This window comes from Bacillus taeanensis (genome assembly GCF_003318295.1).
Classification (GTDB): Bacteria; Bacillota; Bacilli; order Bacillales; family UBA6769; genus Maribacillus; species Maribacillus taeanensis.
In genome coordinates, this window is sequence record NZ_QOCW01000010.1 from 124,164 (window position 1) to 150,320 (window position 26,157).

General features: G+C 34.5%; 36 protein-coding genes. 23 read left to right on the forward strand and 13 right to left on the reverse strand.

Annotation, left to right across the window (positions count from 1 at the left end):
* Positions 1 to 97: 97 nt before the first annotated feature.
* Both DS031_RS24450 and DS031_RS11435 read right to left on the reverse strand, forming a co-directional pair.
* A complete protein-coding gene (locus DS031_RS24450) occupies positions 98 to 229 on the reverse strand; it encodes a hypothetical protein (protein WP_281269117.1) in 132 nt (43 codons plus the stop codon).
* A gap of 77 nt (positions 230 to 306) precedes the next feature.
* Complete coding sequence (locus tag DS031_RS11435; protein WP_113806213.1) at positions 307 to 1,116, reverse strand: Cof-type HAD-IIB family hydrolase; 810 nt, start codon at positions 1,114 to 1,116, stop codon at positions 307 to 309.
* 270 nt (positions 1,117 to 1,386) lie between these two features.
* Between DS031_RS11435 and DS031_RS11440 the strand changes: the two genes are divergently transcribed.
* The 7 genes from DS031_RS11440 to moaD all read left to right on the forward strand — a co-directional run bounded on the left by DS031_RS11440 (position 1,387) and on the right by moaD (position 5,507).
* On the forward strand, positions 1,387 to 1,659 hold the full coding sequence (locus DS031_RS11440) for a hypothetical protein (RefSeq protein ID WP_113806214.1): 273 nt from the start codon (positions 1,387 to 1,389) through the stop codon (positions 1,657 to 1,659).
* Positions 1,660 to 1,754: 95 nt separating this feature from the next.
* Positions 1,755 to 2,519 carry an esterase gene (yjfP, locus tag DS031_RS11445; protein WP_113806215.1) on the forward strand — a complete coding sequence of 255 codons (765 nt, stop codon included), beginning with the start codon at positions 1,755 to 1,757 and terminating at the stop codon, positions 2,517 to 2,519.
* A 97-nt stretch (positions 2,520 to 2,616) separates the two neighbouring features.
* On the forward strand, positions 2,617 to 2,925 hold the full coding sequence (locus DS031_RS11450) for a metal-sulfur cluster assembly factor (protein ID WP_113806216.1): 309 nt from the start codon (positions 2,617 to 2,619) through the stop codon (positions 2,923 to 2,925).
* 98 nt (positions 2,926 to 3,023) lie between these two features.
* Complete coding sequence (locus tag DS031_RS11455) at positions 3,024 to 4,289, forward strand: molybdopterin molybdotransferase MoeA (RefSeq protein ID WP_113806217.1); 1,266 nt, start codon at positions 3,024 to 3,026, stop codon at positions 4,287 to 4,289.
* Positions 4,280 to 4,810 (forward strand): molybdopterin-guanine dinucleotide biosynthesis protein B, encoded by a 531-nt coding sequence (gene mobB / locus DS031_RS11460; protein ID WP_181833119.1) that lies wholly within the window; start codon positions 4,280 to 4,282, stop codon positions 4,808 to 4,810. Before DS031_RS11455 ends, mobB begins: the two co-directional genes overlap by 10 nt.
* Positions 4,807 to 5,277: a molybdenum cofactor biosynthesis protein MoaE gene (locus DS031_RS11465; protein WP_113806219.1), complete on the forward strand. Its 471-nt coding sequence runs from the start codon at positions 4,807 to 4,809 to the stop codon at positions 5,275 to 5,277. Before mobB ends, DS031_RS11465 begins: the two co-directional genes overlap by 4 nt.
* The gene (moaD, locus tag DS031_RS11470; RefSeq protein ID WP_113806220.1) at positions 5,274 to 5,507 is read left to right on the forward strand and encodes a molybdopterin converting factor subunit 1; all 234 of its coding nucleotides are present in this window, start codon (positions 5,274 to 5,276) and stop codon (positions 5,505 to 5,507) included. The genes DS031_RS11465 and moaD overlap by 4 nt, the downstream gene beginning before the upstream one ends.
* 45 nt (positions 5,508 to 5,552) lie before the next feature.
* On the opposite strand, the gene DS031_RS11475 is transcribed toward moaD, so the two are convergent.
* Positions 5,553 to 6,296: a GDSL-type esterase/lipase family protein gene (locus tag DS031_RS11475; protein WP_113806221.1), complete on the reverse strand. Its 744-nt coding sequence runs from the start codon at positions 6,294 to 6,296 to the stop codon at positions 5,553 to 5,555.
* A gap of 222 nt (positions 6,297 to 6,518) precedes the next feature.
* Here DS031_RS11475 and DS031_RS11480 point away from each other — a divergent pair, with 222 nt between their 5' ends.
* From DS031_RS11480 to DS031_RS11490, 3 genes are all read left to right on the forward strand, one after another.
* Positions 6,519 to 7,529, forward strand: coding sequence for an acyltransferase family protein (locus DS031_RS11480; protein WP_181833120.1), 1,011 nt, complete (start codon positions 6,519 to 6,521; stop codon positions 7,527 to 7,529).
* A 73-nt stretch (positions 7,530 to 7,602) separates the two neighbouring features.
* Entirely contained in the window at positions 7,603 to 8,217 is a 615-nt protein-coding gene (locus tag DS031_RS24455) for a lytic transglycosylase domain-containing protein (RefSeq protein ID WP_281269118.1), read from the forward strand.
* Between the two features lie 158 nt (positions 8,218 to 8,375).
* Positions 8,376 to 8,612, forward strand: a complete 237-nt coding sequence (locus tag DS031_RS11490) for a hypothetical protein (RefSeq protein ID WP_113806223.1) — start codon at positions 8,376 to 8,378, stop codon at positions 8,610 to 8,612.
* A gap of 134 nt (positions 8,613 to 8,746) precedes the next feature.
* Here DS031_RS11490 and DS031_RS11495 read toward each other — a convergent pair whose 3' ends face one another.
* On the reverse strand, positions 8,747 to 8,950 hold the full coding sequence (locus DS031_RS11495; RefSeq protein WP_113806224.1) for an alpha/beta-type small acid-soluble spore protein: 204 nt from the start codon (positions 8,948 to 8,950) through the stop codon (positions 8,747 to 8,749).
* 317 nt (positions 8,951 to 9,267) lie between these two features.
* Between DS031_RS11495 and DS031_RS11500 the strand changes: the two genes are divergently transcribed.
* From DS031_RS11500 to DS031_RS11510, 3 genes are all read left to right on the forward strand, one after another.
* Positions 9,268 to 9,387 (forward strand): GapA-binding peptide SR1P, encoded by a 120-nt coding sequence (locus DS031_RS11500; protein WP_113806225.1) that lies wholly within the window; start codon positions 9,268 to 9,270, stop codon positions 9,385 to 9,387.
* An 82-nt stretch (positions 9,388 to 9,469) separates the two neighbouring features.
* Positions 9,470 to 9,583: a GapA-binding peptide SR1P gene (locus DS031_RS11505; protein WP_113806226.1), complete on the forward strand. Its 114-nt coding sequence runs from the start codon at positions 9,470 to 9,472 to the stop codon at positions 9,581 to 9,583.
* Positions 9,584 to 9,867: 284 nt separating this feature from the next.
* Positions 9,868 to 10,164, forward strand: a complete 297-nt coding sequence (locus DS031_RS11510) for a biotin/lipoyl attachment domain-containing protein (RefSeq protein ID WP_245947364.1) — start codon at positions 9,868 to 9,870, stop codon at positions 10,162 to 10,164.
* An 87-nt stretch (positions 10,165 to 10,251) separates the two neighbouring features.
* Here the strand turns inward: DS031_RS11510 and DS031_RS11515 are convergent, their stop codons facing one another.
* The 3 genes from DS031_RS11515 to ppc all read right to left on the reverse strand — a co-directional run bounded on the left by DS031_RS11515 (position 10,252) and on the right by ppc (position 14,389).
* Positions 10,252 to 10,665: a bactofilin family protein gene (locus tag DS031_RS11515; RefSeq protein ID WP_113806227.1), complete on the reverse strand. Its 414-nt coding sequence runs from the start codon at positions 10,663 to 10,665 to the stop codon at positions 10,252 to 10,254.
* A gap of 323 nt (positions 10,666 to 10,988) precedes the next feature.
* Positions 10,989 to 11,399, reverse strand: coding sequence for a Spo0E family sporulation regulatory protein-aspartic acid phosphatase (locus DS031_RS24565; protein ID WP_342767242.1), 411 nt, complete (start codon positions 11,397 to 11,399; stop codon positions 10,989 to 10,991).
* A gap of 227 nt (positions 11,400 to 11,626) precedes the next feature.
* Positions 11,627 to 14,389, reverse strand: a complete 2,763-nt coding sequence (gene ppc / locus DS031_RS11525) for a phosphoenolpyruvate carboxylase (protein ID WP_113806229.1) — start codon at positions 14,387 to 14,389, stop codon at positions 11,627 to 11,629.
* Between the two features lie 479 nt (positions 14,390 to 14,868).
* Between ppc and DS031_RS11530 the strand changes: the two genes are divergently transcribed.
* The 3 genes from DS031_RS11530 to DS031_RS23670 all read left to right on the forward strand — a co-directional run bounded on the left by DS031_RS11530 (position 14,869) and on the right by DS031_RS23670 (position 15,920).
* On the forward strand, positions 14,869 to 15,414 hold the full coding sequence (locus tag DS031_RS11530; RefSeq protein ID WP_113806230.1) for a glycerol-3-phosphate responsive antiterminator: 546 nt from the start codon (positions 14,869 to 14,871) through the stop codon (positions 15,412 to 15,414).
* A gap of 93 nt (positions 15,415 to 15,507) precedes the next feature.
* Positions 15,508 to 15,687: a hypothetical protein gene (locus tag DS031_RS11535; RefSeq protein WP_113806231.1), complete on the forward strand. Its 180-nt coding sequence runs from the start codon at positions 15,508 to 15,510 to the stop codon at positions 15,685 to 15,687.
* Between the two features lie 80 nt (positions 15,688 to 15,767).
* Positions 15,768 to 15,920, forward strand: a complete 153-nt coding sequence (locus DS031_RS23670) for a hypothetical protein (RefSeq protein ID WP_181833121.1) — start codon at positions 15,768 to 15,770, stop codon at positions 15,918 to 15,920.
* A 23-nt stretch (positions 15,921 to 15,943) separates the two neighbouring features.
* On the opposite strand, the gene DS031_RS11540 is transcribed toward DS031_RS23670, so the two are convergent.
* Positions 15,944 to 16,402, reverse strand: coding sequence for a divergent PAP2 family protein (locus DS031_RS11540; protein WP_342767243.1), 459 nt, complete (start codon positions 16,400 to 16,402; stop codon positions 15,944 to 15,946).
* Between the two features lie 198 nt (positions 16,403 to 16,600).
* On the opposite strand from DS031_RS11540, the gene DS031_RS11545 reads away from it, so the two are divergent.
* The 5 genes from DS031_RS11545 to DS031_RS11560 all read left to right on the forward strand — a co-directional run bounded on the left by DS031_RS11545 (position 16,601) and on the right by DS031_RS11560 (position 19,407).
* Positions 16,601 to 16,783 carry a hypothetical protein gene (locus DS031_RS11545; RefSeq protein WP_113806232.1) on the forward strand — a complete coding sequence of 61 codons (183 nt, stop codon included), beginning with the start codon at positions 16,601 to 16,603 and terminating at the stop codon, positions 16,781 to 16,783.
* Positions 16,784 to 16,951: 168 nt separating this feature from the next.
* Positions 16,952 to 17,101 (forward strand): hypothetical protein, encoded by a 150-nt coding sequence (locus DS031_RS23675; protein ID WP_181833122.1) that lies wholly within the window; start codon positions 16,952 to 16,954, stop codon positions 17,099 to 17,101.
* 657 nt (positions 17,102 to 17,758) lie between these two features.
* Positions 17,759 to 18,163: a response regulator gene (locus tag DS031_RS11550; protein ID WP_113806233.1), complete on the forward strand. Its 405-nt coding sequence runs from the start codon at positions 17,759 to 17,761 to the stop codon at positions 18,161 to 18,163.
* Between the two features lie 212 nt (positions 18,164 to 18,375).
* Entirely contained in the window at positions 18,376 to 18,939 is a 564-nt protein-coding gene (locus tag DS031_RS11555; protein ID WP_113806234.1) for a hypothetical protein, read from the forward strand.
* Positions 18,940 to 19,128: 189 nt separating this feature from the next.
* Positions 19,129 to 19,407, forward strand: a complete 279-nt coding sequence (locus tag DS031_RS11560; protein WP_113806235.1) for a DUF2325 domain-containing protein — start codon at positions 19,129 to 19,131, stop codon at positions 19,405 to 19,407.
* A 48-nt stretch (positions 19,408 to 19,455) separates the two neighbouring features.
* Here DS031_RS11560 and DS031_RS11565 read toward each other — a convergent pair whose 3' ends face one another.
* The 3 genes from DS031_RS11565 to DS031_RS11575 form a co-directional block, all read right to left on the reverse strand.
* A complete protein-coding gene (locus tag DS031_RS11565; protein WP_113806236.1) occupies positions 19,456 to 20,466 on the reverse strand; it encodes a ketoacyl-ACP synthase III in 1,011 nt (336 codons plus the stop codon).
* Positions 20,467 to 20,758: 292 nt separating this feature from the next.
* A complete protein-coding gene (locus DS031_RS11570) occupies positions 20,759 to 20,974 on the reverse strand; it encodes a helix-turn-helix domain-containing protein (RefSeq protein WP_113806237.1) in 216 nt (71 codons plus the stop codon).
* A 27-nt stretch (positions 20,975 to 21,001) separates the two neighbouring features.
* Positions 21,002 to 21,427: a universal stress protein gene (locus DS031_RS11575; RefSeq protein ID WP_113806238.1), complete on the reverse strand. Its 426-nt coding sequence runs from the start codon at positions 21,425 to 21,427 to the stop codon at positions 21,002 to 21,004.
* Positions 21,428 to 21,586: 159 nt separating this feature from the next.
* On the opposite strand from DS031_RS11575, the gene DS031_RS11580 reads away from it, so the two are divergent.
* A complete protein-coding gene (locus tag DS031_RS11580) occupies positions 21,587 to 22,999 on the forward strand; it encodes an FMN-binding glutamate synthase family protein (RefSeq protein WP_113806239.1) in 1,413 nt (470 codons plus the stop codon).
* 6 nt (positions 23,000 to 23,005) lie between these two features.
* On the opposite strand, the gene modB is transcribed toward DS031_RS11580, so the two are convergent.
* Positions 23,006 to 23,680: a molybdate ABC transporter permease subunit gene (gene modB, locus DS031_RS11585; RefSeq protein ID WP_245947366.1), complete on the reverse strand. Its 675-nt coding sequence runs from the start codon at positions 23,678 to 23,680 to the stop codon at positions 23,006 to 23,008.
* Entirely contained in the window at positions 23,670 to 24,452 is a 783-nt protein-coding gene (modA, locus tag DS031_RS11590; protein WP_113806241.1) for a molybdate ABC transporter substrate-binding protein, read from the reverse strand. Before modA ends, modB begins: the two co-directional genes overlap by 11 nt.
* Positions 24,453 to 24,769: 317 nt before the next feature.
* Here modA and ystJ point away from each other — a divergent pair, with 317 nt between their 5' ends.
* On the forward strand, positions 24,770 to 26,023 hold the full coding sequence (gene ystJ, locus DS031_RS11595) for an NADP-dependent malic enzyme (protein WP_113806242.1): 1,254 nt from the start codon (positions 24,770 to 24,772) through the stop codon (positions 26,021 to 26,023).
* The last annotated feature ends 134 nt before the right edge of the window (positions 26,024 to 26,157 follow it).

A 26,157-nucleotide genomic window follows, 5' to 3' on the forward strand; every position in this document is an offset into this window, starting at 1 on the left:
ATATCTATTAACTATGCTGTATGCGGGTTTATATAATTAAAAGAATAATTTGTCAACCGAGGTTTGGATGAATGTTTTCTAAGAGAAAAATTCTCTATTACTTAAAGTTTTCTTCTATTATAGGCGCTCCAGATTTCATTGGTGTACGATCATGTTTATCGTCATCGCGCACGGCTTTGTCCGCACCTTGTTGATTGCTGCGCTGTTTTGCTTTGCTTTGTTTTCCCATTGAAATTCCTCCTTCATTTTATTCATCTTATAGTGTGTTCTTGAAAGGAGAAATTTATGTGTATTCTGACAAGGCATCTACATGGGAAGCGAATGTTCAAGGTAGTGGGCAATTCCGTCATCTTCATTGCTTTTAGTAATAAAATTTGCAATATTTTTTAATTCATCAATGGCATTTTCCATCGCAATTCCTTGACCTGCATACTCAATCATTTCGAGATCGTTGCTTTCATCGCCAAATGCAATTACACGTTCTTTGGGAATGTTATAATATTCTGCTATATGTTTTAACCCAACCGCTTTATTAAGACCGCTTTTTACAATTTCGATAATTTTCCAAGGTGCATTCCAAACCCGATGTTCAATTACTTCAGCATGAGCTAAATGAATGCTTTCTCTTAGTTCATCAAGGTGATGCTCATGAGGATGAACTAAAATCGAAGTAGGATGATCTTTTAAAATACTGTGAAGGTTTCCCGTTCGTATAGGAAAATCAGGCATGGTGAAACTGTTAACCATCACTTTGTCATGTTTGTTTAAATATACATCATCAACAACTTCAGCCATAATATTTTTTACTTTAAAATCATAACATGTTTGAAAAATATTTTTTGCAACCTTTAAATCTACTGGTAAATGGTATCCTTTCCAACTTTGATCAATTGGGTGGTGCACATAGGCGCCGTTAAAATTAACCATCGGTGTATTCAGTTTTAGCTCGCGATAATATAATGCGCTGGCCCGGTGAGGACGTCCTGTTGAAATTACAATTTTATGACCAGCTTCCATGGCTTTTTTTAATGCTTGCTTTGTTTTTGGTAAGATTTTTTTATCGTCGCTTAAAAGTGTACCATCTAGGTCTAAGGCGATTAAATAAGATTTTTTCATAAAAATAATCCCTCTTTATCATAATTTTTGTGGGTAAAATGGTTTCTATTGTTTTTCATCTATATTGTCATAAAAGCTGTAACATGACATATTTTAAGAATTCGTCTACTTTAATTCCTGCAATGAATACCTTTATAAAGATAAAAATATTATTTGTTTTCGTGTAATTTAGTCATTTTACCATACAAATGTAAAAGATGAGTAATATGTTTACTATCATCATAATCGGGAATACACATAGTAAACAATAATTATATTGAGGTGAAAGAAATGAGAAAGCGGGATGTATTATTATCTACGTCAGTTGCTGTCGGAGCAGTTGGGGCATCAGTACTTTTAAAGGATAAAGATAAACGTGCAAAAGTAAAAGAAACCATTATGAAGGGCAAAGACAAATTGATGGATTTTAGAAACCAAAATGAAAAGTCATTGCCAATTGAAAAGGCTGGAAAACCTGATCCGCAAAATATAAGAGATAATAAGATGGTATCAGAGGGATCGGTGTATCCTGTTCAATATTATAATGAACATAAACAGCAATAGTCTGCGTAGTGCAGGCTATTTTCTTTTTGTTTAGAGGGGATTAATGGTAAACTGAAAAAAATGTTCTGTTTTCTTATCTAGAAAGGAGGAAGAAAATGATCGTAATTAATAAAGAAAGCATAGCTGACGTCCCTGTTTTACACATTGCTTTACAAAAATCTTTTAGTAAGCCGCTTCCGCTTATTATTTTTCAGCATGGATTTACAAGTATAAAAGAAAGAAATCTTCATTATGCTTATTTACTTGCTGAAAAAGGCTTTCGTGTTATTTTACCAGAAGCTAATTATCATGGAGAGCGCAGCAAAGAGGTAACAGAAGAATTTCGTAATCGCTCTTTTTGGAACATCGTTATTCAAAGTATTGAAGAGATTGGGGCTATTATAAATGAATATCAGCAAAAAAAATTAATTCAAGATGATCGAATTGGGGTTGCTGGTACTTCAATGGGAGGAATGATTACCTTTGGTGCTTTAACAAAATATCCATATATTAAAGTCGGTGTTTCGCTAATGGGATGTCCAAGTTTTTTAGAACTAACCAAAGCACAAATCGACTATATGGAAAAAGAAAAGAAAATGACGTTTTCCAAAGAAGATATTAAAAAAACATTCGAACTGTTAAAACCTTATGATCTTACTCTTCAAAAAGAAAAACTTCATCATCGTCCCCTCTTATTTTGGCATAGTACAGCGGATAAAGTGGTACCATATTCTTATACATATCGCTTTTATGAGAACATTAAAAACATGTATATAAACCCCAGTGAGAATCTGAAATTTATAACAGATGAAAAAGCTGGTCATGCGGTTACACAGGAAGGGGTAGAGGCTTCTGCTGCTTGGTTTTATAAACATTTATAGAAGGGACGTTCTATTTACAGAAACAGATCGTTTTATGTAGAAGATAAGAAAGGTTATAATGATGGAAGAATAGAAGCAAGGAAAGGAGCAGTGAAAAATGGATGAAAAATTAAAAGAAAACATCATGGGAGCACTTGAAATGGTCATTGATCCTGAATTAGGCGTTGATATTGTAAATTTAGGACTTGTATATGATGTTGAAATGGATGAAGAAGGTGTTGTCACAGTTACAATGACCTTAACATCAATGGGATGTCCATTAGCAGGTCAAATTGCTCATGAGGTAAAACAGGCATTGTCTGATATTGAAGAAGTGAAGGAAGCAGAAGTTAACATTGTTTGGAATCCGCCGTGGACAAAAGATAAAATGTCTCGTCTTGCGAAAATTGCATTAGGTGTTCAATAAAAGAGGGAGACCCCTCTTTTTTTATTTCTAGATTTCGCAATATTTGCTACACTTATAACCATACATATATGAAAAAATTACTTTTAGGAGGTGGTGGAATGGTTGAGAGAAGAAAACCTATTCCAGTTTCAGAGGCTGTTAAACGAGTCATGAATTATCCAAAACAAGGTGAAGTGGAGTTTGTTTCATTGCAAGACAGCGATAATCGTTATTTAGGTCATGATCTTGCTGCAGCTCATGATGTTCCCCCTTTTGATCGTTCCCCGTATGATGGATTTGCTGTTAGAGCAGAGGATACGAGTGAAGCATCAGCAAATTCACCTATTGCACTCGAAGTTATTGAGGAAATAGGGGCAGGAGCTGTGCCAAAATATGAGGTAAAGAAAGGACAAGCAACTCGTATTATGACAGGAGCTATTTTGCCAAAAGGGGCAGACGCAGTTGTGATGCTCGAATTAGTAAAGGAAGTAAACCGTGATAAAAAAGATTTTATTCAACTAAAGCGCTCGTTTCAATCAGGTGATAACATTTCTTTTCAGGGTGAAGATGTAAAAAAAGGAACCCCCCTTGTAAAAAAAGGAACAAAAATTACTCCTGGAGTAAAGGCACTTTTGGCAACATTTGGTTATGCGAAAGTACCTGTTGTAAAAAAGCCGGTTATAGGAATTTATGCGACAGGGACGGAATTATTAGATGTGAACGAACCTCTTCAATCTGGGAAAATTCGTAACAGCAACTCATTTATGATTGAAGCACAAATTAAGCGTGCTGGAGCCATTCCGAAATATTTTGGAAAGCTTGCAGATGATTTTGAACCATGCTATGAGGCGATCAAAGAGGCTCTTGAAGAAGTGGATTTTTTAATTACAACAGGCGGTGTTTCGGTCGGAGATTTTGATTATTTGCCCGCCATTTATAAAAAACTCCATGCCGAGGTTCTGTTTAATAAAGTGGCGATGCGACCTGGTAGTGTAACAACAGTGGCTGTTTTAGGTGAAAAAGTATTATTTGGTCTTTCAGGAAACCCTTCTGCTTGTTATGTTGGGTTTGAACTGTTTGTACGTCCGCTTATCAAATCCTATTTATTATCAGAAAAAGCACATCTTCTGAAAGCAAATGCTGTTTTAAAAAGTGATTTTCTAAAACCTAATCCTTTTACACGTTTTGTTCGAAGTGCTGTGCTAATCGAGGAAGGAAAATTAGTCGTAAATCCAACCGGACTTGATAAATCCAATGTTGTAACATCATTAGCCGAGGCAAATTCGCTTATAATGCTTCCAGGAGGAACGCGAGGGTTTGAAAAGGGGTCAGCTGTAGAAGTATTATTACTTGAAGAAGAAGGCAGTCGATCTACTTGGGAATAACAGCACCAGTTGTACAAGTTGTAGGATATCAAAACAGCGGGAAAACAACATTAATTGAACATTTATTACAGAATGCCAGTGATCATGGGTTAAAGATCGGTACAATTAAACATCATGGCCATGGTGGAAAACTGCTGTTAAGCGATGAGAGTAAAGATACTGGAAAACATCGCAGGGCTGGGGCAGTGGCGACTAGTATAGAAGGGGAAGGGATTTATCAACTTACAATGAACTCAACGTCATTCTCGCTTGAAAAGATGATAGAAATTTACTCTTATCTAGAGATTGACAGTATTATTGTAGAAGGATTTAAAAATAAAGGGTATCCAAAAGTCGTTCTTATTCGCAATAAAAAGGATATAGAACTTTTAGAGAAATGCAGCAATGTAAAAGCAGTTATATCATGGCTGTCAGATAATTGTAACTACAGTGATAGTACCGGTATATCATATTTTCATATTTCACAAAGACGGCAATATATCCCTTGGATTATCAATAAATTAATGAGAGGTGTTTTATGAACAAAAAGCGATTTGCGATTACGAAAGAAGCGATTTCAATTGAAGAAATTATAAATCTTGTTGTTAACCCACATGCGGGGGCTGTTAATACGTTTATTGGCACGGTAAGAGAGTTTACAAAAGGAAAACAAACCTTATCATTAGAATATGATGCTTATATTCCGATGGCAGAAAAAAAATTAGTTCAAATTGGCGAAGAAATTAGTGAAAAATGGCCTGGAAGTGAAGTGGCGATTACTCATCGCATCGGTCATTTAGCCATTTCAGATATTGCGGTTGTAATTGCAGTGGCAGCGCCTCATCGTGCAGAAAGTTATGAAGCAAGCCGTTATGCAATTGAACGAATTAAAGAAGTTGTCCCAATTTGGAAAAAAGAACATTGGGAAGACGGAGAACAGTGGATTGGAGATCAGCTTGAACAAACAGCCTATCCCACTGGAAAACCAGAAAAGGAGCATCTTTCATGATTACCATCTTATTTTTCGCAGGTCATCAAGAAACAATCGGAAAAGAACAAATAGAATGGAATAAAGCAGGGGTTACGATAAGCGAGTTAAAAAGAGATCTTCAGGAAAAATATCCTGCTCTAACATTAGATCAATCAATGGCTGCAGTAAATGAAGAATATGCAGCAGATGATACGATGGTCAATGATAGCGATATCGTTGCATTTATTCCACCAGTAAGCGGAGGATAAAAAATAAAACAAAAGCTGGACCAGTATACTGGTCCAGCTTTTATTTTATTGTGTTGAATTCTTATTACTTAAATATTTTAGTACACGATCAGCAATAATTTGATAACCTTTTGGATTTGGATGAAGGGTATCATAAAAATAATACTCTTTTTTATAGGCAGGAAATAAATCAGAAGTAGGCACGTAGGTAGTTTTATAAAAGGATGCTGCTGTTTTCTTTATTTCTTTATTCCAGTCAGAAATCAGAAGGTCAATAGTTTCTTTTGCTTGTACAGAAGTATAAGGATTATATAGTCCTAATACAATTAGAGGTGCAGTACGATTGAGCGTTCGAATTGAGGTAATAAGTTCATATAAATGATTTGAATACATCTGTTTTCCTTGTACCATTTTTCTAACTGAAATGGAATCAAATTTATAGTTGGCGCTTTTACGAAAATCGTTTGTACCAATAAATAAAAAGATGTAATGTGCTTCCCGAACTGCTTTTTGTTTCTGCGGCTGGTGCAGCAGAGTAATAACTTGATCTGTTCGATAGCCGCTGACACCAAAGTTTGTTAAAGAAGCAGATATATGAAAGTTTCTTTCCATTCCGGCTTTCACTCGGTGAATATATCCTTTTTTTAAGGGATCTCCTGAACCATATGTTAGAGAATCACCAATTGCTACAAGATTAAGATTGCTTTTTTTAGGTGATAATGCAGATGCATTTATCTTGTTAAAAATAAGATCTGGGGTAACGAGCAGGATCATTACAGCGAAAAAAAGTAGTACCATTTTTCTATTCAATGCCTTAACATCTCCTACGTTGGATTCATATTACTTTGTAGTGTTTCCAAGAGGTAGGTTTACATACAGAGAGCTTTATAAAAGGATTTTAATGGAGAAATAAGAAGAAACACCTATATTTTGTTAGCAAGCTTCGAATGATTTATAATATATAAATTCACCCTGAAAGTTTGATAGTGAAACAAAGTATATATTATGTTTATAACTAGAGGAGATAGAAAGATGAATAAAACAATAAGTCGTGATCCTTATTTTGATAATGCAAAATTTATATTGATTTTTTTAGTCGTATTTGGTCATATGATTAGTCCGTTTAAAGGTGATAGTGACATGTTATATGCCTTGTATAATTTTATGTACAGTTTTCATATGCCTGCTTTTATATTAATTGCAGGATATTTTTCAAAAGGCTGTTTTCAAAAAGGTTATTTAAAGAAAATTATGCAAAAAGTATTAATTCCATATTTTATTTTTCAGTTTATTTATGCTGTCTTTTATTCAATTAAAAAGGGAGAAATAACGTTCACTTTATTTGATCCATATTGGACATTATGGTTTTTGTTGAGTCTTGTTTGCTGGAATCTTCTTTTAATTGGATTTGCAAGGTTAAAATATTTTACAGCAATTTTTAGTGCTGTTACTATAGGTCTTATTATTGGGTATATTCCTGAAATTGGAACATTCTTAAGTTTGTCAAGAACGTTTGTTTTTTTTCCTATATTTTTATTAGGTTTTTATTTAAGCGAAAAACATTTTAAAGAATTAGTAGAACCGAAAAAGCGTATGATTGCTGCCTTTTGTTTAGTGAGCTTATTTTTATGTTATTATTTTGTTTTTCCCGCTTCAACAAAAGAGTGGCTCCTTGCTGATTCTTCCTATTCGGAAATGGGAATTCAAGAAGGATATGCCGCTCTTATGAGACTTATTGTTTATGGAATCGTTTTTCTTGCAACATTTAGCTTTTTAGCAGTAGTACCGAGACGAGAGCTGTTTTTTACGCGATATGGAAGCAGAACGATGTATATTTATTTACTTCATGGGTTTATTGTAAAGCTGTTTCGTCTTACACCGTTCTATGAAAGTATTAGCAAATCCAATATGTATGTTCTGTTTTTTATCCTAGCTATTTTTTTATGTTGTATCTTGGCATCAAAACCAGTTATTAAAATATTTCATCCACTCATTGAAGGTGGTAAATACTTATTAATAAAAAGAAAAACTTCTTATCATTAATGTTTATCTATAATAATTTTTCTGCAATTTGGTATAATGGATGTAAATGGAATATGGGAAGTGAGGCGGTAGAGTGAAAACAGAATTATGGCGTTCGATTATTGAACTTCAAGCAGTTAAACAGTTTAATTTTATTCCAAATCGTCAAGATTCAAATGCGCCTGTTTCCCCGCTATTTATAGAACTATTGGAGCAGGAAATAGCAGCTAAAAACATAGCAAGCAGGATTGAGAATACAGAAGCAATTAAACGTTCAGAATTGCCATTAAACCAACGCCAACCTGTTTTAGCAAGTACAACTTCTATAAAAGGACAAACATTTGACTCTTACATTGAACAAGCAGCAAATAAGTATCATGTAGATCCAAATTTAATTCGTGCAGTTATTAAACAAGAATCAAATTTTAATCCAAACAGCAGAAGTTACGCTGGAGCAATGGGGTTAATGCAATTAATGCCCAAAACAGCAGCTGGTCTTGGCGTAAATGACCCTTATGATCCAAAACAAAATATTGAAGGCGGAACAAAGTATTTAAAGCAAATGCTTACTAGATATAAGGGAAATATCGTACTGGCTCTAGCAGCATATAATGCAGGACCAGGCAATGTTGATAAATACGGAGGAGTTCCACCATTTACAGAAACTAAAAATTACGTTCAAAAAGTATTAAAAAACTATCAAGTATAAAAGAATTGTCTCATGAGGCAAGCTCTTATATATTTATCTCAGAAAGTTAACATGATGCTCATCAATGAAGCTGAAATATATATGGCTCAAAACCTTTTCATGAATTTAATGATGAAGGGCATTCTATTTATGAGAATGAATAATAAGGAGTGGGAAGTTTGTCCAATCATGAGCACAGTGAAAATTTAACAACAGCAGAAGCGAATATTAAGTTAAATCAGCAGTTAGATGGGATTGGAAAAGATAGTGTTCAGCATAACCTATCCGAATCAGAAGCGGAATCAGCAAATAATAAAATTAATGAGTATTTTACCCAAGATGATGAAGAAAAAAGAACCACCCCAACATATTTAACGCATAATACAGCTGCAGTACGAATTAATAAAGAAGAATAGTTTAATGGCACCTAAACAAGGTGTCTTTTTTTATTACAGGATAGTGAAGGTCTTGGTGAAAAAGCAATCTTTAAATAAAAACATAAAAAATAACCGGGCAAAAACTGCCCGGCTAAAGCCATCATATTTTATTGTTATTTTTGGTAACCGCCTAATTGTTGTTGAGCTTGTTGTACAAGGCGTTTTGTAATTTCTCCACCAACAGAACCGTTAGCGCGAGACGTAGAATCTGGTCCAAGATTTACACCGAATTCTTGTGCAATTTCATACTTCATTTGATCAAGAGCTTGCTGTGCACCAGGTACTACTAACTGATTTGAAGAATTGTTGTTTGCCATTATTACTCAACTCCTTTAAATTGTTGGTTGCAGCAATTGTTTTGCTGCACTCTTAATATGTGATTATTATTTAAGAATAATACTGGTAATTGTTTCATATTTTTTTACCTATATATTTTTATGAACCAATATAGTTTTTATTATTTTAGTATAACCATTACTTATCTAGAAATCTTAATAGGTTATACTAAATTAAAAAAAAGTTTAAAAAAGCAAAAAAAACGTTGTATATTAGATTAATATGTCATATAATTAAGTCAATTAATACAACAAAATGCTTTATATATAACAATTATATTAAAAAGGAGATGTCTTGAATGCAATTATTTGTTTGTCAAACGTGTGATCAAATCATCGCTCATAAAGAAGCAGAGAAAGTATTGACATCTTATACGAGCTGTTGTCCAAGTTGTCAACAAAAGACAAAGAAAAAATAAATTTTCTTTCATTATTTATGGTAGCGTTTTCTTTGTGCGTATAAAAGGACGTAAAAATTTGTATAATAGGAGATGAATCAGTATGGGAATTTTAATTTGCCAAACATGTGAAACAATAGTAGGTCATACAAATGATGAAAAAGTCTCGAAATTATATACTAAAAGCAATAAATGTGAAAGCTGTAATAAAAAATAAATAAGGAAATCGTTTAAAATCACGTATGTCGACATGCGTGATTTTAAAAATTTTTGAAGGATTTTAAATGAAGAAGAGTTTTGAGCTATTATTGAATAGGATTGAATCCATTTTATAAATACATATTGACAATTTACATTTTTATGGTAGATTAGTTAACGGTAATGATCTTTTTTTATAAATAACATGGTAAGGTAGATATAAGATAAAAAGATTTTACATGTCCTTCTTTTATAAAAGTTATGATAAGGTAAACAAATATTAAATAAAGAGAGGTAATCGTAATGATTGAAACTGTGCCGAGACCTGCAAGTCCTTGCTATGAAATGATTTCTACTTCACAAAAGGTTGTAAGTCCATGCTTTGGGGTAATTGAGGAAGTAACTGTTGATTTCAATAGCTATGTATATGAGTGGGAGCCGTTATTTCTTATTAAAACAGTAGTTGGCAGCTATGAAACAGTGCAAATTTCAGTAAGCGGACATGTGACTGGTCTTGAGGCTAAAAAGGGCGATATTGTAACACCAAATATGATATTGGCATGGGTTCAAGATGATTTAATTGTATCGGGTAGTGATTGATTAACTGAAAATAAATAAAGAATACATTTATTTAAAAAAAGTTTTATGTAAAAACAAACAGGTGTTGATTCTCAACACCTGTTTGTTTTAATCTACAAATGCTTGTTTTTCTTGTGGATATTCCATTTCAGCAGTAATAATTTCAACTTTTTCAGGAACTTGTTCCATTGAAAGAGACCCTTGGAAAAGTCCGCCTTCATCAATAACAATTGACTTCATTTCAGCATTCCCAAAACATTTTCCACTGCTTTGAATGTGAAGTTTACCGTCCGTTGAGATATTTCCCTTTACTGTACCTGAAACAATGATATTTCGTGCTCTAATATTAGATTCAATCAGGCCATTTTCACTAACAATAACATCTCCTTCACAGTTAATATCATCCTTTACAGTTCCGTCAATTCGAATGCTTGCTTGTACAACAAGTTTCCCCTCAATTGTTGTTTTTGATCCAATCACAGTATCAACATTTTCAAGTTGGCGCACATGTTTATTAAACATATACTCCAGCTCCCTTCCATTTTAATATTTAAAAAGATAAGGGTTCAATAATCAAATGTTAAAAGAGGTATGAAATCCATTTAAAGTTAAGAAACAGTGCTTTTGACAACTTGGAAACAGAGGGATGGATAAAAAATATAAATAAAAGCAAAGCTAAAAAAATGTTATATATTAGTTTTTATTTCGTTAATATTGTTATTCAACAGAAAAATGAGAAGTCCTTCTTTAAAATAAAAAAGTAAGAACAAAACCCTCTTCGTTGAAGAAGAGGGAGGAATAAGGGCATTTATTATATAAAAGAGATTTTATAATAAAGAATGAATTTAATGCTTTGGTGTTACTACATCTAATGCCTCAAGAAAAACGTTATACTGGTGCTTGTCCCATTTATTAACTGCATCGTAAACATGAAAAATACTTGGAATAAAACCCTCTTTGTTATCTTCATGAGTTGGCGGCTGATAAAAGGTTAGACCTACTTTAACAAGCTGAACAAATTTTGTATTAAAATCTAATAAATAGCGAAGGCTTTCCCGATACTGATCATACCACTCAATTTTTTGTTCTTTACCTATTCGGCTGTAAAGATTAAGGAGGTCATCAAGTTCTTGACTGCACTGCACAGCTTCCTTGCTGTGAAATCCGCTTTTAAAGGCAATTTCAATCATTTCTTCTCTCTTTTTAGCGATAGATTGTAACAACTCATCTTTTTGACGTCCAGTAGTTAGGAACAATCTCCCTCACGCTCCGTTCTTAGCATATTCATTCTACATGTTACTTCTATTATGAAGGGTTATAGGATATATTTACATAGTTTCGCTAAAAGATGTAATAAAAATCTATTTTTTTACAAAGATCGTCAATTTTCGTGGAATATAAATAAAATAGTAAAGAAAGTCTTGATATAGAGAAGGGGAGGGAAATGTAAAAAGCGCAGCAATTTGCTGCGCTTTCTTTGTAATCAACCAGTATTACGCAAACCTGCTGCAATACCGCTGATTGTAAGTAATACTTCATTTAGCAATTCATCGTTATCTCCATTATGTTCACGAAGTTTTGAGATTAATCCAACTTGCATGAAGTTTAAAGGATCTACATATGGATTTCGACGACGAACAGATTCCTGAATATTTGGCGTATGTTCAAGGAGGTCATTTTTCTCAGTGATTTGTAAAATGACAGCTTTTGTACATTCATATTCTTGTACTAGGTTGTTAAAGAAACGATTGGCAATTTCTTCATCTTTTACAAGGGTAATGTATTCTTTTGCAGTTGATAAATCGGCTTTCATCAGTGCCATTTGTAAATTATCAATGGTAGAACGGAAGAAAGGCCAACTTTTATACATCTGCTGCAGTAATTCAAGGTTTTGGGCTCCTTTTTCTGCAAAGGACTGCAAACCAGTACCTGCTGCATACCAACCCGGCAGAAGCTGACGGCTTTGCGTCCAAGCAAATACCCAAGGGATGGCGCGTAAATCTTCAAAACGCTGACTACCTTTACGGCTCATAGGACGAGAACCGATATTTAAGGCACCAAGTTCTAATAATGGTGTTGCTTGCTTAAAGTATGTTAAGAAATCAGGATCTTCAAAGACAAATGATTGATACTTCGAAAGAGAATTTACGGAAATTTCTTCCATTGCCTTTTCCCAATCAGGCTTTCTTAAATCTTCGGTTTCTGACTCAGTGGATACGTGAGCAGCTGCTTTTAATAAAGTAGATGTTGCTTGTTCTAAGCTGCGGTAGGCAATATCTACAAGGAGATAGCGGGAAGATAATACTTCACCTTGTTCTGTAATTTTTACACCATCACCTAGTGTTTCCGCAGGTTGTGATAAAATACTGCGATTTAACGGACCGCCACCACGACCTAAAGAACCGCCGCGTCCGTGGAAGAATTTTAGACCAATATTATATTCTTTCGCCATATTATGGATTTTTTGTTGAGCATTATAAAGCTTCCAATTTGCGGTAAGTGTACCGCCATCTTTACTGCCGTCAGAATAACCAAGCATAATTTCTTGTCGGTCTTTATGTTCAGCTAAATGATTTCGATACACGTCCATTTGGAATAGCTTTTCCATTATTTTTGGTCCTGCAACTAAATCATCGACGGTTTCAAGAAGAGGTGCAACATTTAAATTGCTTTCAATCCGGCCGTCTGCGTGTAAGCGGTAGATACCAGCTTCTTTTGCTAAAACAAGAACTTCGAGAAGATCGCTTGAAGATTGAGTCATACTAATAAGGTATACTTCAATCGCGCGTTTTCCAAATTCGTCATGTGCTTTTTTAATCATGTGGAAAACTTTCAGCATCTCTTGTGTTTCTTTAGAGTAATCTTCGTTTATTAATACAAGTGGTCTTGGGTCTTTTAGTACTTTTTCAAGAAGCGCTACTTTTTCTTCTTCAGGAAGGGCTGGATAATCATCTGTAATATTAACCATGCGTAAAATTTCAGAAATTGCTGCTTCATGTTCACCGCTGTGATTACGAATATCTAAAGTTGCAAGGTGAAAACCAAATAATTGTACTTGGCGAATTAATTTACGAAGCATTTTTAACTCATGGCCTGCAGGCTGATGATTTTTGACGCTTTCTTTAATAAGGATGAGGTCATTTAAAAGCTCTTCAGCTGTTTTATAACCTAGATCCGCTTTCCCAACATTGCGGAGACGTTCTAACATCACTGCAAATTTACGACGGTAGATTTCGGATTCTACAGGCCATTTTTTCTTGTTTGTTAGAACTTCTTGTTCTTCAATTTCAAGGGTTGTAATAAAAGCTTCACTTATATTGATACGATTTGTAGAATGACTAAATCGTTTCATTAATTCAATTAAAGATTCCTCATATTTCTTTAATGCGAGTTTACGCTGCTTTTCAAGGGTTTTCCATGTGACTTCAGGTGTTACGTTTGGATTTCCGTCACGGTCTCCGCCAATCCATGAACCGAAACGCAAGAAATTTGGAACATTCCACTTTTGATTTGGAAATTGTTCCTCTAATAAATATTCAAGTTCTTGATGAATTTCAGGTAAAACTTCAAATAAGGTTTCATCAAAGTAGTAAAGACCATTTCGTACTTCATCCATTACCGTCGGTTTGCGATGACGCAGTTCATCTGTTTGCCATAATACGGTTACTTCATTGAAGAGGCTCTCTTCAAGACGAGAACGTTCTTTTTTGGTAATAAATGGGCTATCAAGCTGCTGCAAGATAGTTGCAATGCGTTTATGAATTTCTAGAACTGAGCGCTTAGTCGCTTCCGTTGGATGAGCTGTAATAATTAATTCAAGTGATAATTTGTCGAGTACGTTTTGAATTGTTTCTTCAGAAATATTATTTTCTTTTAAAGAACTAATCGCACTTTCAAGTGAATTTGGCTGTAAAACGGAATCCTCGCGAAGCTGGTATTCACGACGACGGCGAATACGGTGATTTTGTTCAGAAATATTTACTAACTGAAAATAAATTGAAAACGCTCGGATTACCTGTTGGCGAACAGGAGGTTCTAATGAATCAATTTCATTTTTTAGTGTTTTGTATGTCTCTTCGTTGTGTTCAGTGCGAAGGGACTTGGTCATTTGACGAATTTTTTCAACTTTATTAAACAGCGTTGTGCCGCCATGATGAATAAGAATTTCACCGAGAATACGTCCTAATGTATTTACATCTTGACGAAGCGGTGCGCTGCTGTCTGTTGCTTGTAATGTTATTGTCATAATTTCACCTTCCCTTGTTTAATAAAAATAGAACTGTTTTGTTTTCTTAATTTTTAGATAGTACAAATAATATCATATTTCGATAAATTTTTCATGTTATAAAACCTTACTATGAAGCAGATAGAGAAACTTATAATAGAAGTATTTATTGCTGTATCAATGTTGTTTTCGCTTACAATAAAATTATTATTTTTTCTTTTTAATGTCCGTTTTAATCTATAAATGAGATTAATTATAAAGTAAATAATCTCATTTATAGATTTTAAGTGAATTAAATTATCCTGTATTAGGTTGTAATTAGAAAAGGTCTTTTAAATCACCAATTTTATTTTCTTCTATTGTAGTAAAATTCATACAAAAAGTGTTAGCAGATAATAAAAGGAGCTTACATTAAAACTGATTACTCGTTCTCATTATGATAAACTTAGTACCATACTATAAAAAGGTTATGATATCGGGTAAATAAAGGAGTGGAGATAATGAATTTTAACGGTCAAAAAGTTTTACCGGCCGTAAAGAAGATGAAAGATTTCGAAAAGATATTGGCTGCCGATTATCAATATATTGTTCTACTTGATATTCACATTGGACAATTACATAGTCTTATGCAGCATGCCAAAATACATAACAAAAAAATTTTTCTGCATGCAGATTTAATTCAAGGATTAAAAAATGATGAGTACGCTGCTGAGTTTTTATGTCAAACATTTAAACCCTTTGGTCTTATTTCTACTAGAGGGAGTGTATTAAGAATTGCTAAGAAAAAAGGAATAGTAGCGATCCAACGACTTTTTTTACTGGATACAATTGCACTTGAAACAAGTTATAAATTAGTTGAAAAAGTAAGGCCGGACTTCATCGAAGTGCTTCCAGGAGTGGTTCCTCACTTAATTAAAGAAGTGAATGAAGCGACCGACATTCCTATTATTGCGGGAGGCTTAATACGCACAAAGGAAGAGGTTGAACAGGTGCTTCAAGCAGGAGCAGTTGCTGTTACGACATCGAGAAATAATTTATGGATTTAATGATAATTCATATAAAAAGGGAAAAACACACATCCGAAATGCCTTCTAATTGAATATGATATAACAATTATTCAATGATAGAGGGGAGAGAATATGAAAATTCATTGCGATGGATGTGAAAAGGTGATGGGAGATAAAGAAATTATTCATTTATTAAGAGTGAACCGAAAGTGGTATTGTGGGCATTATGTTTGTTTAATTAAAATGTTGGATTATTTAAAATCAAAAGGTTATATTGAATGGGATTGGATCCCTGGCCGTGAGTGGGAGTAATGATACTAAAGGATCTATAATTTTGTTAAATGTATAATGTCATCTCTTTTTGAAAAATTTAATAAAAAGGAGCTGACATAATGCCTGATAATAATGAAGAGTCTTTAGAATATTACGGTGTTACAAGTGTTGTAAAAGATTGGATAGAAAATGCGCAAGGAATTTCACAAGAAAAAAAAGAAGAATTAATTGAAAAGTTTACAATCATTATGGAGGAAAAAAATGAAAAGTAAAGCACCTAAATACATGAGGTGCTTTACTTTTCATTTAGCAGCCAGCTGACAGTCCCCATTCCAATTCCTAAAATAGCTCCGCCAAGTACTTCAATAGGTTGATGACCGAGCAGTTCATTCAGTGCTTCTTCATTTTTCATATAGGAGAAGGTAGGATGAAGATTAGAAAGAGCGCCAATATTTTCATTCAGTTCATTAACAATTTTTGCTATTTCACCAGTGTGCCGACGAATCCCTTGAGCGTCATACATAACAATAAGACCAAATACAACAGCTAAAGCAAAATCGGTACTTTTAACACCATGTTTAAGAGCTGTATATGCAGCAATCGATGAGACACCAGCTGAGTGGGAGCTTGGCATACCGCCTGTTTGAAACATTGGACGCCAATCCCATTTTCCAGATTTCTTTTTGTGAACGACAATTTTTAACCCTTGAGCACTAACTATGGAAAGCAATGATGTTATAATCGCTCGATTCATAATTTTCACCTCTTGGATAGTGTTTAACACGTTTTTGATTCTATACATATAATAAGTGATCCAGATGAAAAGTTAGGGTGGTTAAAAAAGAGTTGACATTCGTTTCATTTCTTTCAAAAATAAACATGCGAGACTTTTTATTCTCTTTAATGAACGTAAAAGTGATAAAGTTTACCGCAAGCAGAAAGGATGGTTATGATGGATTTTTATAAAACATATGCAAAGGCATTTTATAAGAAATTATCAGAGAGGAAGTTAAAAGACTATTTTCATCACATGCAGCGTTATCGAGAAAAAGGAATGCTTGTAGAAAGCATGGAACTAGAGATGGAAATTATTCGAACGGTTGCTTTAGAAAAGGAAATTCAGTTGGAAAGATAGAATTATAATAAAAGGATACATAGGAAATAAAAATATTTTATCCTACTTTTTAACGTATAAAATAAACATATTTACCCTTTAAACAGCGTAAATATTATAAGATAATGCTTGTTAAAAAGCCTTATAGCCGAAAAATAATGTAGAAATTTTTTCGGGAGGTGATGTGCATTGGAAATGCGCTGTGTTTATTGTGAAAAGGAATTAATTTATCCTTGGGAAAGACGACGTTTGGATTGCGATGATTGTTATTATGCTATTAGTGCTTCCTATCATGAGGATTTGGAAACAGAAGAGGAAGATGATTCGCACGTTATTTGATTGAAATAAAACATACTGGAAGTTTCCAGTATGTTTTTTTTATCCAATTTGTTGCTTGTTTTTAAAGTTAGGTGTTGTTAAGCAATGAAGTTGATGTTTTATCCTATTACGTGTACGGAGCTAAAGGCAGCAGATTTTCCTAATATAGGATAAATAAAAGATGAATCATATTTATGTAACTTAAAGGTGGGAATGTATAAAAATTCCTCAGTAAGATAATCTTACAAAAATGTAGAGAGATAATGTTAAATTTTATATTATAAAATTAACCTCTTGTAATAAGGGAATAAAAGTGATTTTCTCCTTCACTTCCCTATATGGACTCCAATCTCATTTACTTTGCTAATTCTCTCGTATAGAACTGGCAAATGCCGTAGAAGTGAACCTCCTCTTTGCTTCTATGGCTTTTTTTATTACACCGACAAAATTCGAGGTGTGATTAGTTTTTTAGCTCTAGTTTTGTAAGTTAATGACTAGTTTCGTAGAAGGGATTTCATTTCTGTGTAATATAAGGCAAAATGTATATAAACACATATAAGTGTAATTGACTGCTGTCTACATCGTCTTTATTCAGATGACGATTCATTTTTTATGTGTTTCATTTATGATGACAAGCATGTGTATGGCTGAAAATTTACAGATCATGTGAGGTGTATTATGCAGAAGAAAGTATTGATTGTTGATGATCACTACGGAATACGCTCGTTATTAAGGGAAACATTTCAAGAAGAGGGATTTGAAACATTTGAAGCCGCAAACGGTGTACAAGCTTTGTCCATTTTAAAGGAAAAAAAGCCGGATTTTGTATTACTAGACTTAAAAATTACGAACCATCGAATGGATGGTATTGAAATTTTGCAAAGAATGAAAAAATTTGACAAAGCAATAAAAATAATGATTATGACTGCTTATGAAGAACTTTCTCTTATTAATAAAGCTCACTCGTTAGGGGCAATTAAGTCTTTTATGAAGCCTTTTCAACCACAAACAATTTGCAGTGCTTTAAAACAGTATGTAAATGATCAACAGCATCACAGGTATGGAAATGTAACCACAGCATAAAAAAGAGCCGCTTTTTTCTATTAAATAGAAAAAAGCGGCTCTTTTTTATGGAAAAAACTTCAAAGTTTATAAAAAGGATAGTTGTTACAAATTGAGGTGTAGAAATTAAGTTTTGAATAAGGAGGATTTATTTCATATTTATTGAATTTCTTAAGATATGAGATATACAGATGTTTAAACATTTTGTATATGAAGTAAGGAGGAATTTACTTTTGGAACAAAAATTAATTGTTGGATTTGAACAATTTGTGAAAGAGATTTTAAATAAGCAGGATGAAACTATTCTTGAAGTTGGTGATTTTGTAAGCAGCATTCAATCTTGGGGTTATGAAGTAATGGAAGGAATAGTGAATGATAAATATTATGAAGGATTAACTGAAGTTGACAAAATACATTTAATGAAATTAACAATTGCCTATGTAAATGAATTTCATGAAAAGCGTGTAAAAGCAGATGATGAACGACGAAATAAACAATTTCGTTATTTATCAGCTGAACTACTTGAAAGACGTCAGAAAATTGAACGTGATCATTTTCCAAAACCATTTTATTACTTCCATTATACAGGAGAATTAGATAAGTTTGCAGGCTGGTTTCAAAATCGATTAGATGAGGCTTATATTGCAAGTGACCTTTCAATGCTTGCCGGAACGATAAGGGCGCAGCTGCGACGCGGATTAGATCGAGAAGCTGCCGTTTCATGTTTAGATCAGCTTCGATATATGGAAGAAAAATACAACCTTGATATTTTACGTCAGTATGCATATCTCCCTTAATAAAGAAGCATCTCTGCTCAACTAGAACAGAGATGCTTCTTTATTTTAAAAGATTTCCACAAAAAAAGTTGACAATGATAATCAATATCAATTAAAATGAAAGAAAATGATAATCATTATCAATAGTGGATAGAACTGAAAAATTGCTTACTTTATAAACAAATCGTCATGTCAAAGGAGGACGTTACTTTGCGCTCATTATTAATTGTTGGGGCAGATCATTTAGGAACAATACCAAGTAAGTTGGGTAAAGTTGGTTATAAAAGAGTGGTTCATTTAAGCGGGAGAAAAGTGCAGATGGTAAAAAGAAAGATTCCTGATCATATTGATTTAATTTTAGTATTAACAGATTACATAAACCATAACTTATCTGCAGTGATTAAACAAAAAGCAAAAGAACAGGAAATTCCGATCCGCTATGCTAAACGCTCTTGGTCTTCTATTCATCAAGCAATTGCAGCAGAATAGATGAAGTGAAAAACCACCAGCTCCTGTTAAAAAGCTGGTGGTTTTTAGTCAGTCAGCGCCCCATTTAAATAAAAGGCCAGCATGTGTTAAACCGCCGCCAAAACCATAGGCGAGGATAAGGTCATCTTTTTTCACTTTTCCAGCTTGTACCCCTTGATCTAGTGCAAGGGGAATAGAAGCAGCTGAAGTATTGCCGCAGTATTCAAGACTATATAACGTTCGCTCAAGCGGCATCGTTGTACGAGCACAGATTGATTCAAGCATGCGCAGGTTCGCGCTGTGAGGGACAAACCAATCCACATCTCGAATTGTGGTACCAGCTTTTTCGAGAACGGTTTCCATCCCTTTAGGTACAGTTGAAACAGCCCATTTATAAACTTCACGTCCATTTTGGACAATAAATCCGCTGTTTTCCAATTCTTTTTCCCCCATTTTTGAAGCTAAATGAGTGCGGTATAAGTTATGAGCACCTTCTCCTTTTGAACCAACATGATGAGATAAAAATCTAGGTGAGGCTGCATCATATTCTACAAGAACAGCTCCAGCACCATCTCCAAATAATATACATGTATTTCGATCCGTAAAGTCTATTACTTTTGACATTGTTTCAGCGCCAATAACAAGAACTTTTTTATGGAAGCCCATACTTACTAGGCTGTTAGCAAGGTGAAGGCCATATGTAAACCCGGCGCACGCTGCATTTAAATCAATTGCTCCTGCAGCTGCAATGTTAAAGCGCGCTTGTATTTGACTTGCAACACTTGCAAATGAATAATCAGGAGTTGACGTACAAACGATGATAAAGTCTACATCCTTAACAGACTTGTTATATCGATTCATTAAGTTTTTAACTGCGCCAGCACTTAAATCACTTGTTGTTTCTTCTTCCTTTGCAATTCTTCTTTCACGGATACCTGTTCTTTGGACAATCCATTCATCATTTGTTTCAACCATTCTTTCTAGTTCTTGATTTGTTAATATACGTTCTGGAATATATGAGCCAATTGCAGTGATACGAGCTTGAGATGGTGGTGCAGTATCTGCAAATTGATGATTCATAGTCAGCACCTCATTTAATTTATATTTATGCTAATTATAACATCTACTATTAGTATCTGGTACTAATAATTTCAATAACAAATGGAAGTAATCATGCATTAGATGGTGATAACACTTTCATGAGTGAGCACTGCAATCACCATTTTATCTTATTCATATAGAGAATTTCAACTTCACTTCAACAGACCGGACTGATTCTGTTTCCTAAAAGTCTCTATCAATTAAACAGCTTGATAGAATGTATTTTGTTTAATCATAATAAAAACAGTCAGCTTGTATAAGCAGACTGTTTTTATAAATTATAAAATTCTTCGGTATGATCTAGAAATTCAGAAGCTGGAACATCTAAAACAGTGGAGATTTTTAAGATTGTTTGCAGATCAGGAACTTTTTCATTGTTTTCATACTGGAAAAGAAGATTTTCACCAATACGAATTTTTACAGCAAGTTGTTTTCGTGTTAAATTAGCTTCTATTCGATGGTTGCGAATCACATCTCCAACATGCATTTTCGCCGTCTCCCCTTTGTGAAAATATTAATTTCGTACAACTAGTACATCACATTTTGCGTGTCTTGTAATATTCTCAGAAACACTACCAATTAATAAGCGTTCAATCCCATGAGTGCCCGCGGCTCCACAAACAATTAAGTCAACATCGTGTTTTGGGGCAATATGTTTAGCAATTTCAATTTTTGGACTTCCATAACCGAGGATTGTTTGGACTATTTCAACTCCGCTTTCTTCAGCTTTAGTTTGATAACTGTTAATTAAACTTTTTCCATAGTTACGAATACGGTCAATCACCATTGCACTTCCTTCAAGTGCTCTGTAATAATCTGCATCCGCGACAAAAACTATTGATAATTTTGCTTGGTCTTTTTTGGCAATAGTGACTGCTTTTTGAAATGCTTTTTCGGCAGATTTTGAACCATCAACTGCAGCTAAAATATGAGTATACATATTGTTCTCTCCTTAGATTCATTTTTGTTTTCTTATAATGATGATAAGATTTTCAAGTTTTTTTTACAGTGATATTTGTCACATTCAACATAGATTTCTTTTTTTAGGTAATAATGAAAAATAATGAATAATGCAGCACATAATGGTGGAGAGGTGAATATGTCAAACGCTTTAATTTATTTGACTTTTGGAATGACAGTGATCTTATTTGTAGTAGTATTGTTATTGTTTTTTGGCTGGCGATGGATGATGAAACGAATGGTGAAACAAATAGGGAAAATTATCATGACCGATAAATATCAAGAAAATATTATCGAAATGATCCCAGGGTTTCGGCATATGGGCATTCAAAATGTATTGGAAAATAGTTTGCGGGCTGAAATAGGGGATGTGCTGCATCGACCACTCGGCTCTTCAAAAAAATGGCCCCATTTTGATCCTCTTACATTTATTCCTGCCCAAACGTCTCCATTTCCGCTAGATGGGGAAGAAGAGGTAGATGTAAACGTAACAATTGGACCTCATGCAAAAAAACCAATGAAAATAAAGACCCCATTAATGATTAGCGGAATGGCTTATGGCATTGCACTTAGCAAAGAAGTAAGACTGGCTTTAACAGAAGCCGCTAAAAATGTCGGAACAGCGATAAATTCTGGTGAAGGGGGAATTCTTCCTGAAGAACTGAAGCAAGCAGGAAAGTATATTTTGCAGTTTTCCAAAACCCCTTGGGCAAAAGAAGAAGAAAAGATTAAGCGTGCTGACATGATCGAAATTAAGTTGGGTCAAGGAGCGCTAGCAGGAATGGGTGGAAGAATTCCTCCGGAAGATTTAAAAGGACCGGCACGTGAGGTAATGGGTTTAAAAGAAAATGAAGACGCGGTTATTTTTGAACAGTTTTTTGAAAATCAAACACTTTCAGATATTAAAGGATTAGTAGAAGAACTTCGTAAAGTATCAGACGGAGTTCCAATTGGTGTGAAAATTGGAGCGGGCGGTAAAATTGAAGAAGATATTGATCATTTACTTGAGACTGGGGTCGATTTTATCGCAGTTGACGGTGGTCAAGCGGCAACGCATGGAGCGCCTCCGATATTATCAGATGATTTTGGAATTCCGACACTTCATGCAGTAGTAAGGGCAGCAAAACACTTAGAAAAAAGAAAGATGAAAGGACAAGTTAGTTTAATTGTTTCTGGAGGTTTGTTTACACCTGGCCATTTTTTGAAGGTTCTTGCTCTTGGCGCAGATGCTGTATACTTGGGATCAGCCATGTTATTTACTGTTTCGCATAATCAAACATTGCAGGCTCTTCCGTTTGAACCTCCAACACAAGTTGTTTGGAATGAAGGGAAATATAAAGATAAGTTTAAAGTAGAAGAGGGGGTGAAAGCAGCTGAAAAATTTCTAACTTCGAGCACCGAAGAAATAAAAGTAGGTTTACGAGCAATGGGTAAGCGTTCATTAAACGATCTTTCAAAGAAAGATTTAGTTTCGTATGATTATTTAACGGCGCAAATGATTGGCATCCCATTTTCCTTTGAAGCTTGGGAAGACAAACAAAAAGAGACGTAACTAAATTTACGCCTCTTCTTTTTCTTTTACTCGATAAACAAATGCTAATAAGATAAAAGAAAAGAAAATAATTGAAAAAACCCAATAGTAGGCAAGCTCCATCCTGCCAGATTCAACGGCAATATAAATAGCTGTAGGAAGGGTTTGGGTTTTTTCAGGGATATTTCCTGCAAACATTAAGGTTGCTCCAAATTCACCAATGGCGCGTGCAAATCCTAATACATACCCTGTTAAAAGTGAACGCCATGCAAGAGGAATCGTAACGTAAATGAAAACTTGCCGCTCATTTCCTCCCATTGAACGTGCTGCGTCTTCTAAATCAGAGTCTACTGACTCAAAGCCTGTTTTAATTGTCATATAAATTAAAGGAAAAGACACGACAACCGCAGCTAGTACGGCAGCCCACCAAGTAAAAACAAGTGGCTGCTGAAAAATCAGCTCAATCGTTTTACCGATTACACTGTTTCGCCCAAATAGGACTAACAACCCAAACCCTACAACTGAAGGAGGAAGGACAAGAGGCAGCATCAGAAAGGTATCGATAATAAGCTTTCCACGTATTTTTGTTTGCTGCATTTTTCTTGCAGTGAAAAGTGCAGCAAAAAAGGATAGGATGCTTGCTGTTACAGTAACTTGAATAGACGTTTGGATAGGAAACCAAAAATTAGGATCATTGAACACGTGTTTTGTTAACTCCTTTAAAACCATAGGATTCAAAAATATTAATAATTTCTTCTTGAAGAAGCCACTGGTAAAAGGTTTTTACTTCTTCATAATACCTCGTATTTTCTATAATACTAATAGGATATAAGATAGGCTCATGACTTTCTTCGGGCGCCGCATCAACAATGGTTACTTTTTTTGATTGAATAGCATCTGTTTTATAAACAATGCCTGCCTCCACATTCATCGTTTCAACATATGTAAGTGCTTGTCGAACGTCTTTGGCGTATACCACTTTTTCTTGAACCGTTTCCCATAATTGAAGGGATTGAAGGGTTTCTTTAGCGTATTTTCCTGCCGGGACGGTTTCAGGTTGTCCAATTGATAATGATTGAATGGATGCCTGTTTTAAATCGGTAAAGCTGTTCAGTTTCTTTTTAGGATCGTTCTGTTTAATTAAAACAAGTTCATTTTCTAAATAATTTGTTATCGTTTCTTTTTTAAGCAGTCCTTTTTTATTTAAAGCATCTATTTGCAAGGTGCCTGCAGATAAAAAGAGATCGGCTGGTGCTCCTTGTTCAATCTGTTTTTGTAGTGTTCCAGAAGATGCATAATTTATGATTAAGTTTATATGATTATATTTTTTCTCATACATGGTTTCGATCTCTTGTAAAGCATCAGTTAAACTTGCTGCTGCCATCACATGCAGTTCAATTTTGTTTTGGTTAGAATGATTACTTGTTGTACTGCATCCTGTTGTTAAGGCAGTAAAAATAGTAATTATAATCATGAGACTTCTCATATCGTCTATCCTTTCTCCTTTCTTAACCCCTTAATTGCCACTAATAATATACCATATCTTCAAAAAGCGGCACGAATTTTAAATTTAAAATAATAAAAAAGAATGAATTTGATAAAAAAACGTCCATTCGACAAAACTAGTGTACTCTCAACAAAGGAGTCAACAAACATCTCCAGAATATCTGCATATACGCTTATTTACACAGGGAGGTGAATAAGTAAGATAACAAATTATAGTCTTCATTGCCGTTTGCTGTATGTCATTGTCTAAAAAGAAATTTTTAACTAAACAAAGGAGTGTAATGAATGTCAACATCACGCGAGGAAGCGCTGCATTTGCATCGCCTAAACCAGGGGAAACTTGAAACAAAATCTAAAGTAGCTGTTCGAAATGCCAATGACTTAAGTCTAGCATATTCTCCAGGTGTTGCTGAACCTTGTAAAGAAATTTATCAAGATTATAGCAAAGTTTTTGAATATACGATGAAGGGAAATACTGTAGCGGTCGTATCTGATGGTACAGCTGTACTAGGTCTAGGGAATATCGGACCTGAGGCATCGCTTCCGGTGATGGAAGGAAAGGCTGTGTTGTTTAAAAGTTTTGCAGGTGTTGATGCTTTTCCAATTTGTTTAAATACAGCAGATGTCAATGAAATTGTAGAAACTGTAAAGCGCCTTGAACCAACATTTGGCGGGATTAATTTAGAAGACATTTCCGCGCCAAGATGTTTTGAAATTGAAGAGCGTTTAAAGGAAGAAACTTCGATTCCTATTTTTCATGATGACCAGCACGGCACTGCGATTGTAACTGCTGCAGGACTTATGAATGCATTAAAGATTGTTAACAAATCAATTGCTGATATTAAAGTTGTGATTAATGGCGCAGGAGCTGCAGGGGTTGCAATTGTAAAATTATTAAACAGTTTTGGTGTGAAAGATATTATTATGTGTGATTCAAAAGGGGCAATCTATGAAGGGCGTCCGTTTGGAATGAATGGAGTAAAAGAATCCATCGCTGAATTTACAAATAAAAATAAAGTAGAAGGTTCATTAATCGAAGCGGTTGTAGGTGCAGATGTATTTATCGGCGTGTCGATTGCTGGTGCTCTTACAAAAGATATGGTGAGAACAATGAATCGTGATGCGATTATTTTTGCGATGGCAAATCCAATTCCGGAAATCATGCCTGAGGAAGCAAAAGAGGCAGGAGCGAAAGTCATTGGAACAGGACGTTCAGACTTTCCAAACCAAGTTAATAACGTGCTTGCATTTCCAGGTATTTTCCGAGGTGCCTTAGACGTCCATGCCATTGAAATTAATGAAGCAATGAAAAAAGCTGCGGTTTCTGCGATTGCAGATCTTGTGTCTAGTGCTGATTTAAACGAAGATTATGTAATCCCTGCCCCATTTGATACACGTGTAGCGCCAGCTGTTGCAAAAGCGGTAGCGGCTGCTGCTATGAAAACAGGGGCAGCAAGACGTGCTGTAAATCCAGAGGACGTCGCTGAAAAAACCCGTAAGCTTGCTGAAATTGAAGGGAAAGAAATAAATACAAAATAATAAAAAAGAGGCTGGGACATAACTAGCTTCAAATAATGAAAAAAGAGAAATTGCGGACGCAATTTCTCTTTTTTCATTATTATGCCTTATATCAGTTGTTGTTGGCTGTGAATTTTCTTAAATTCACAGCCATT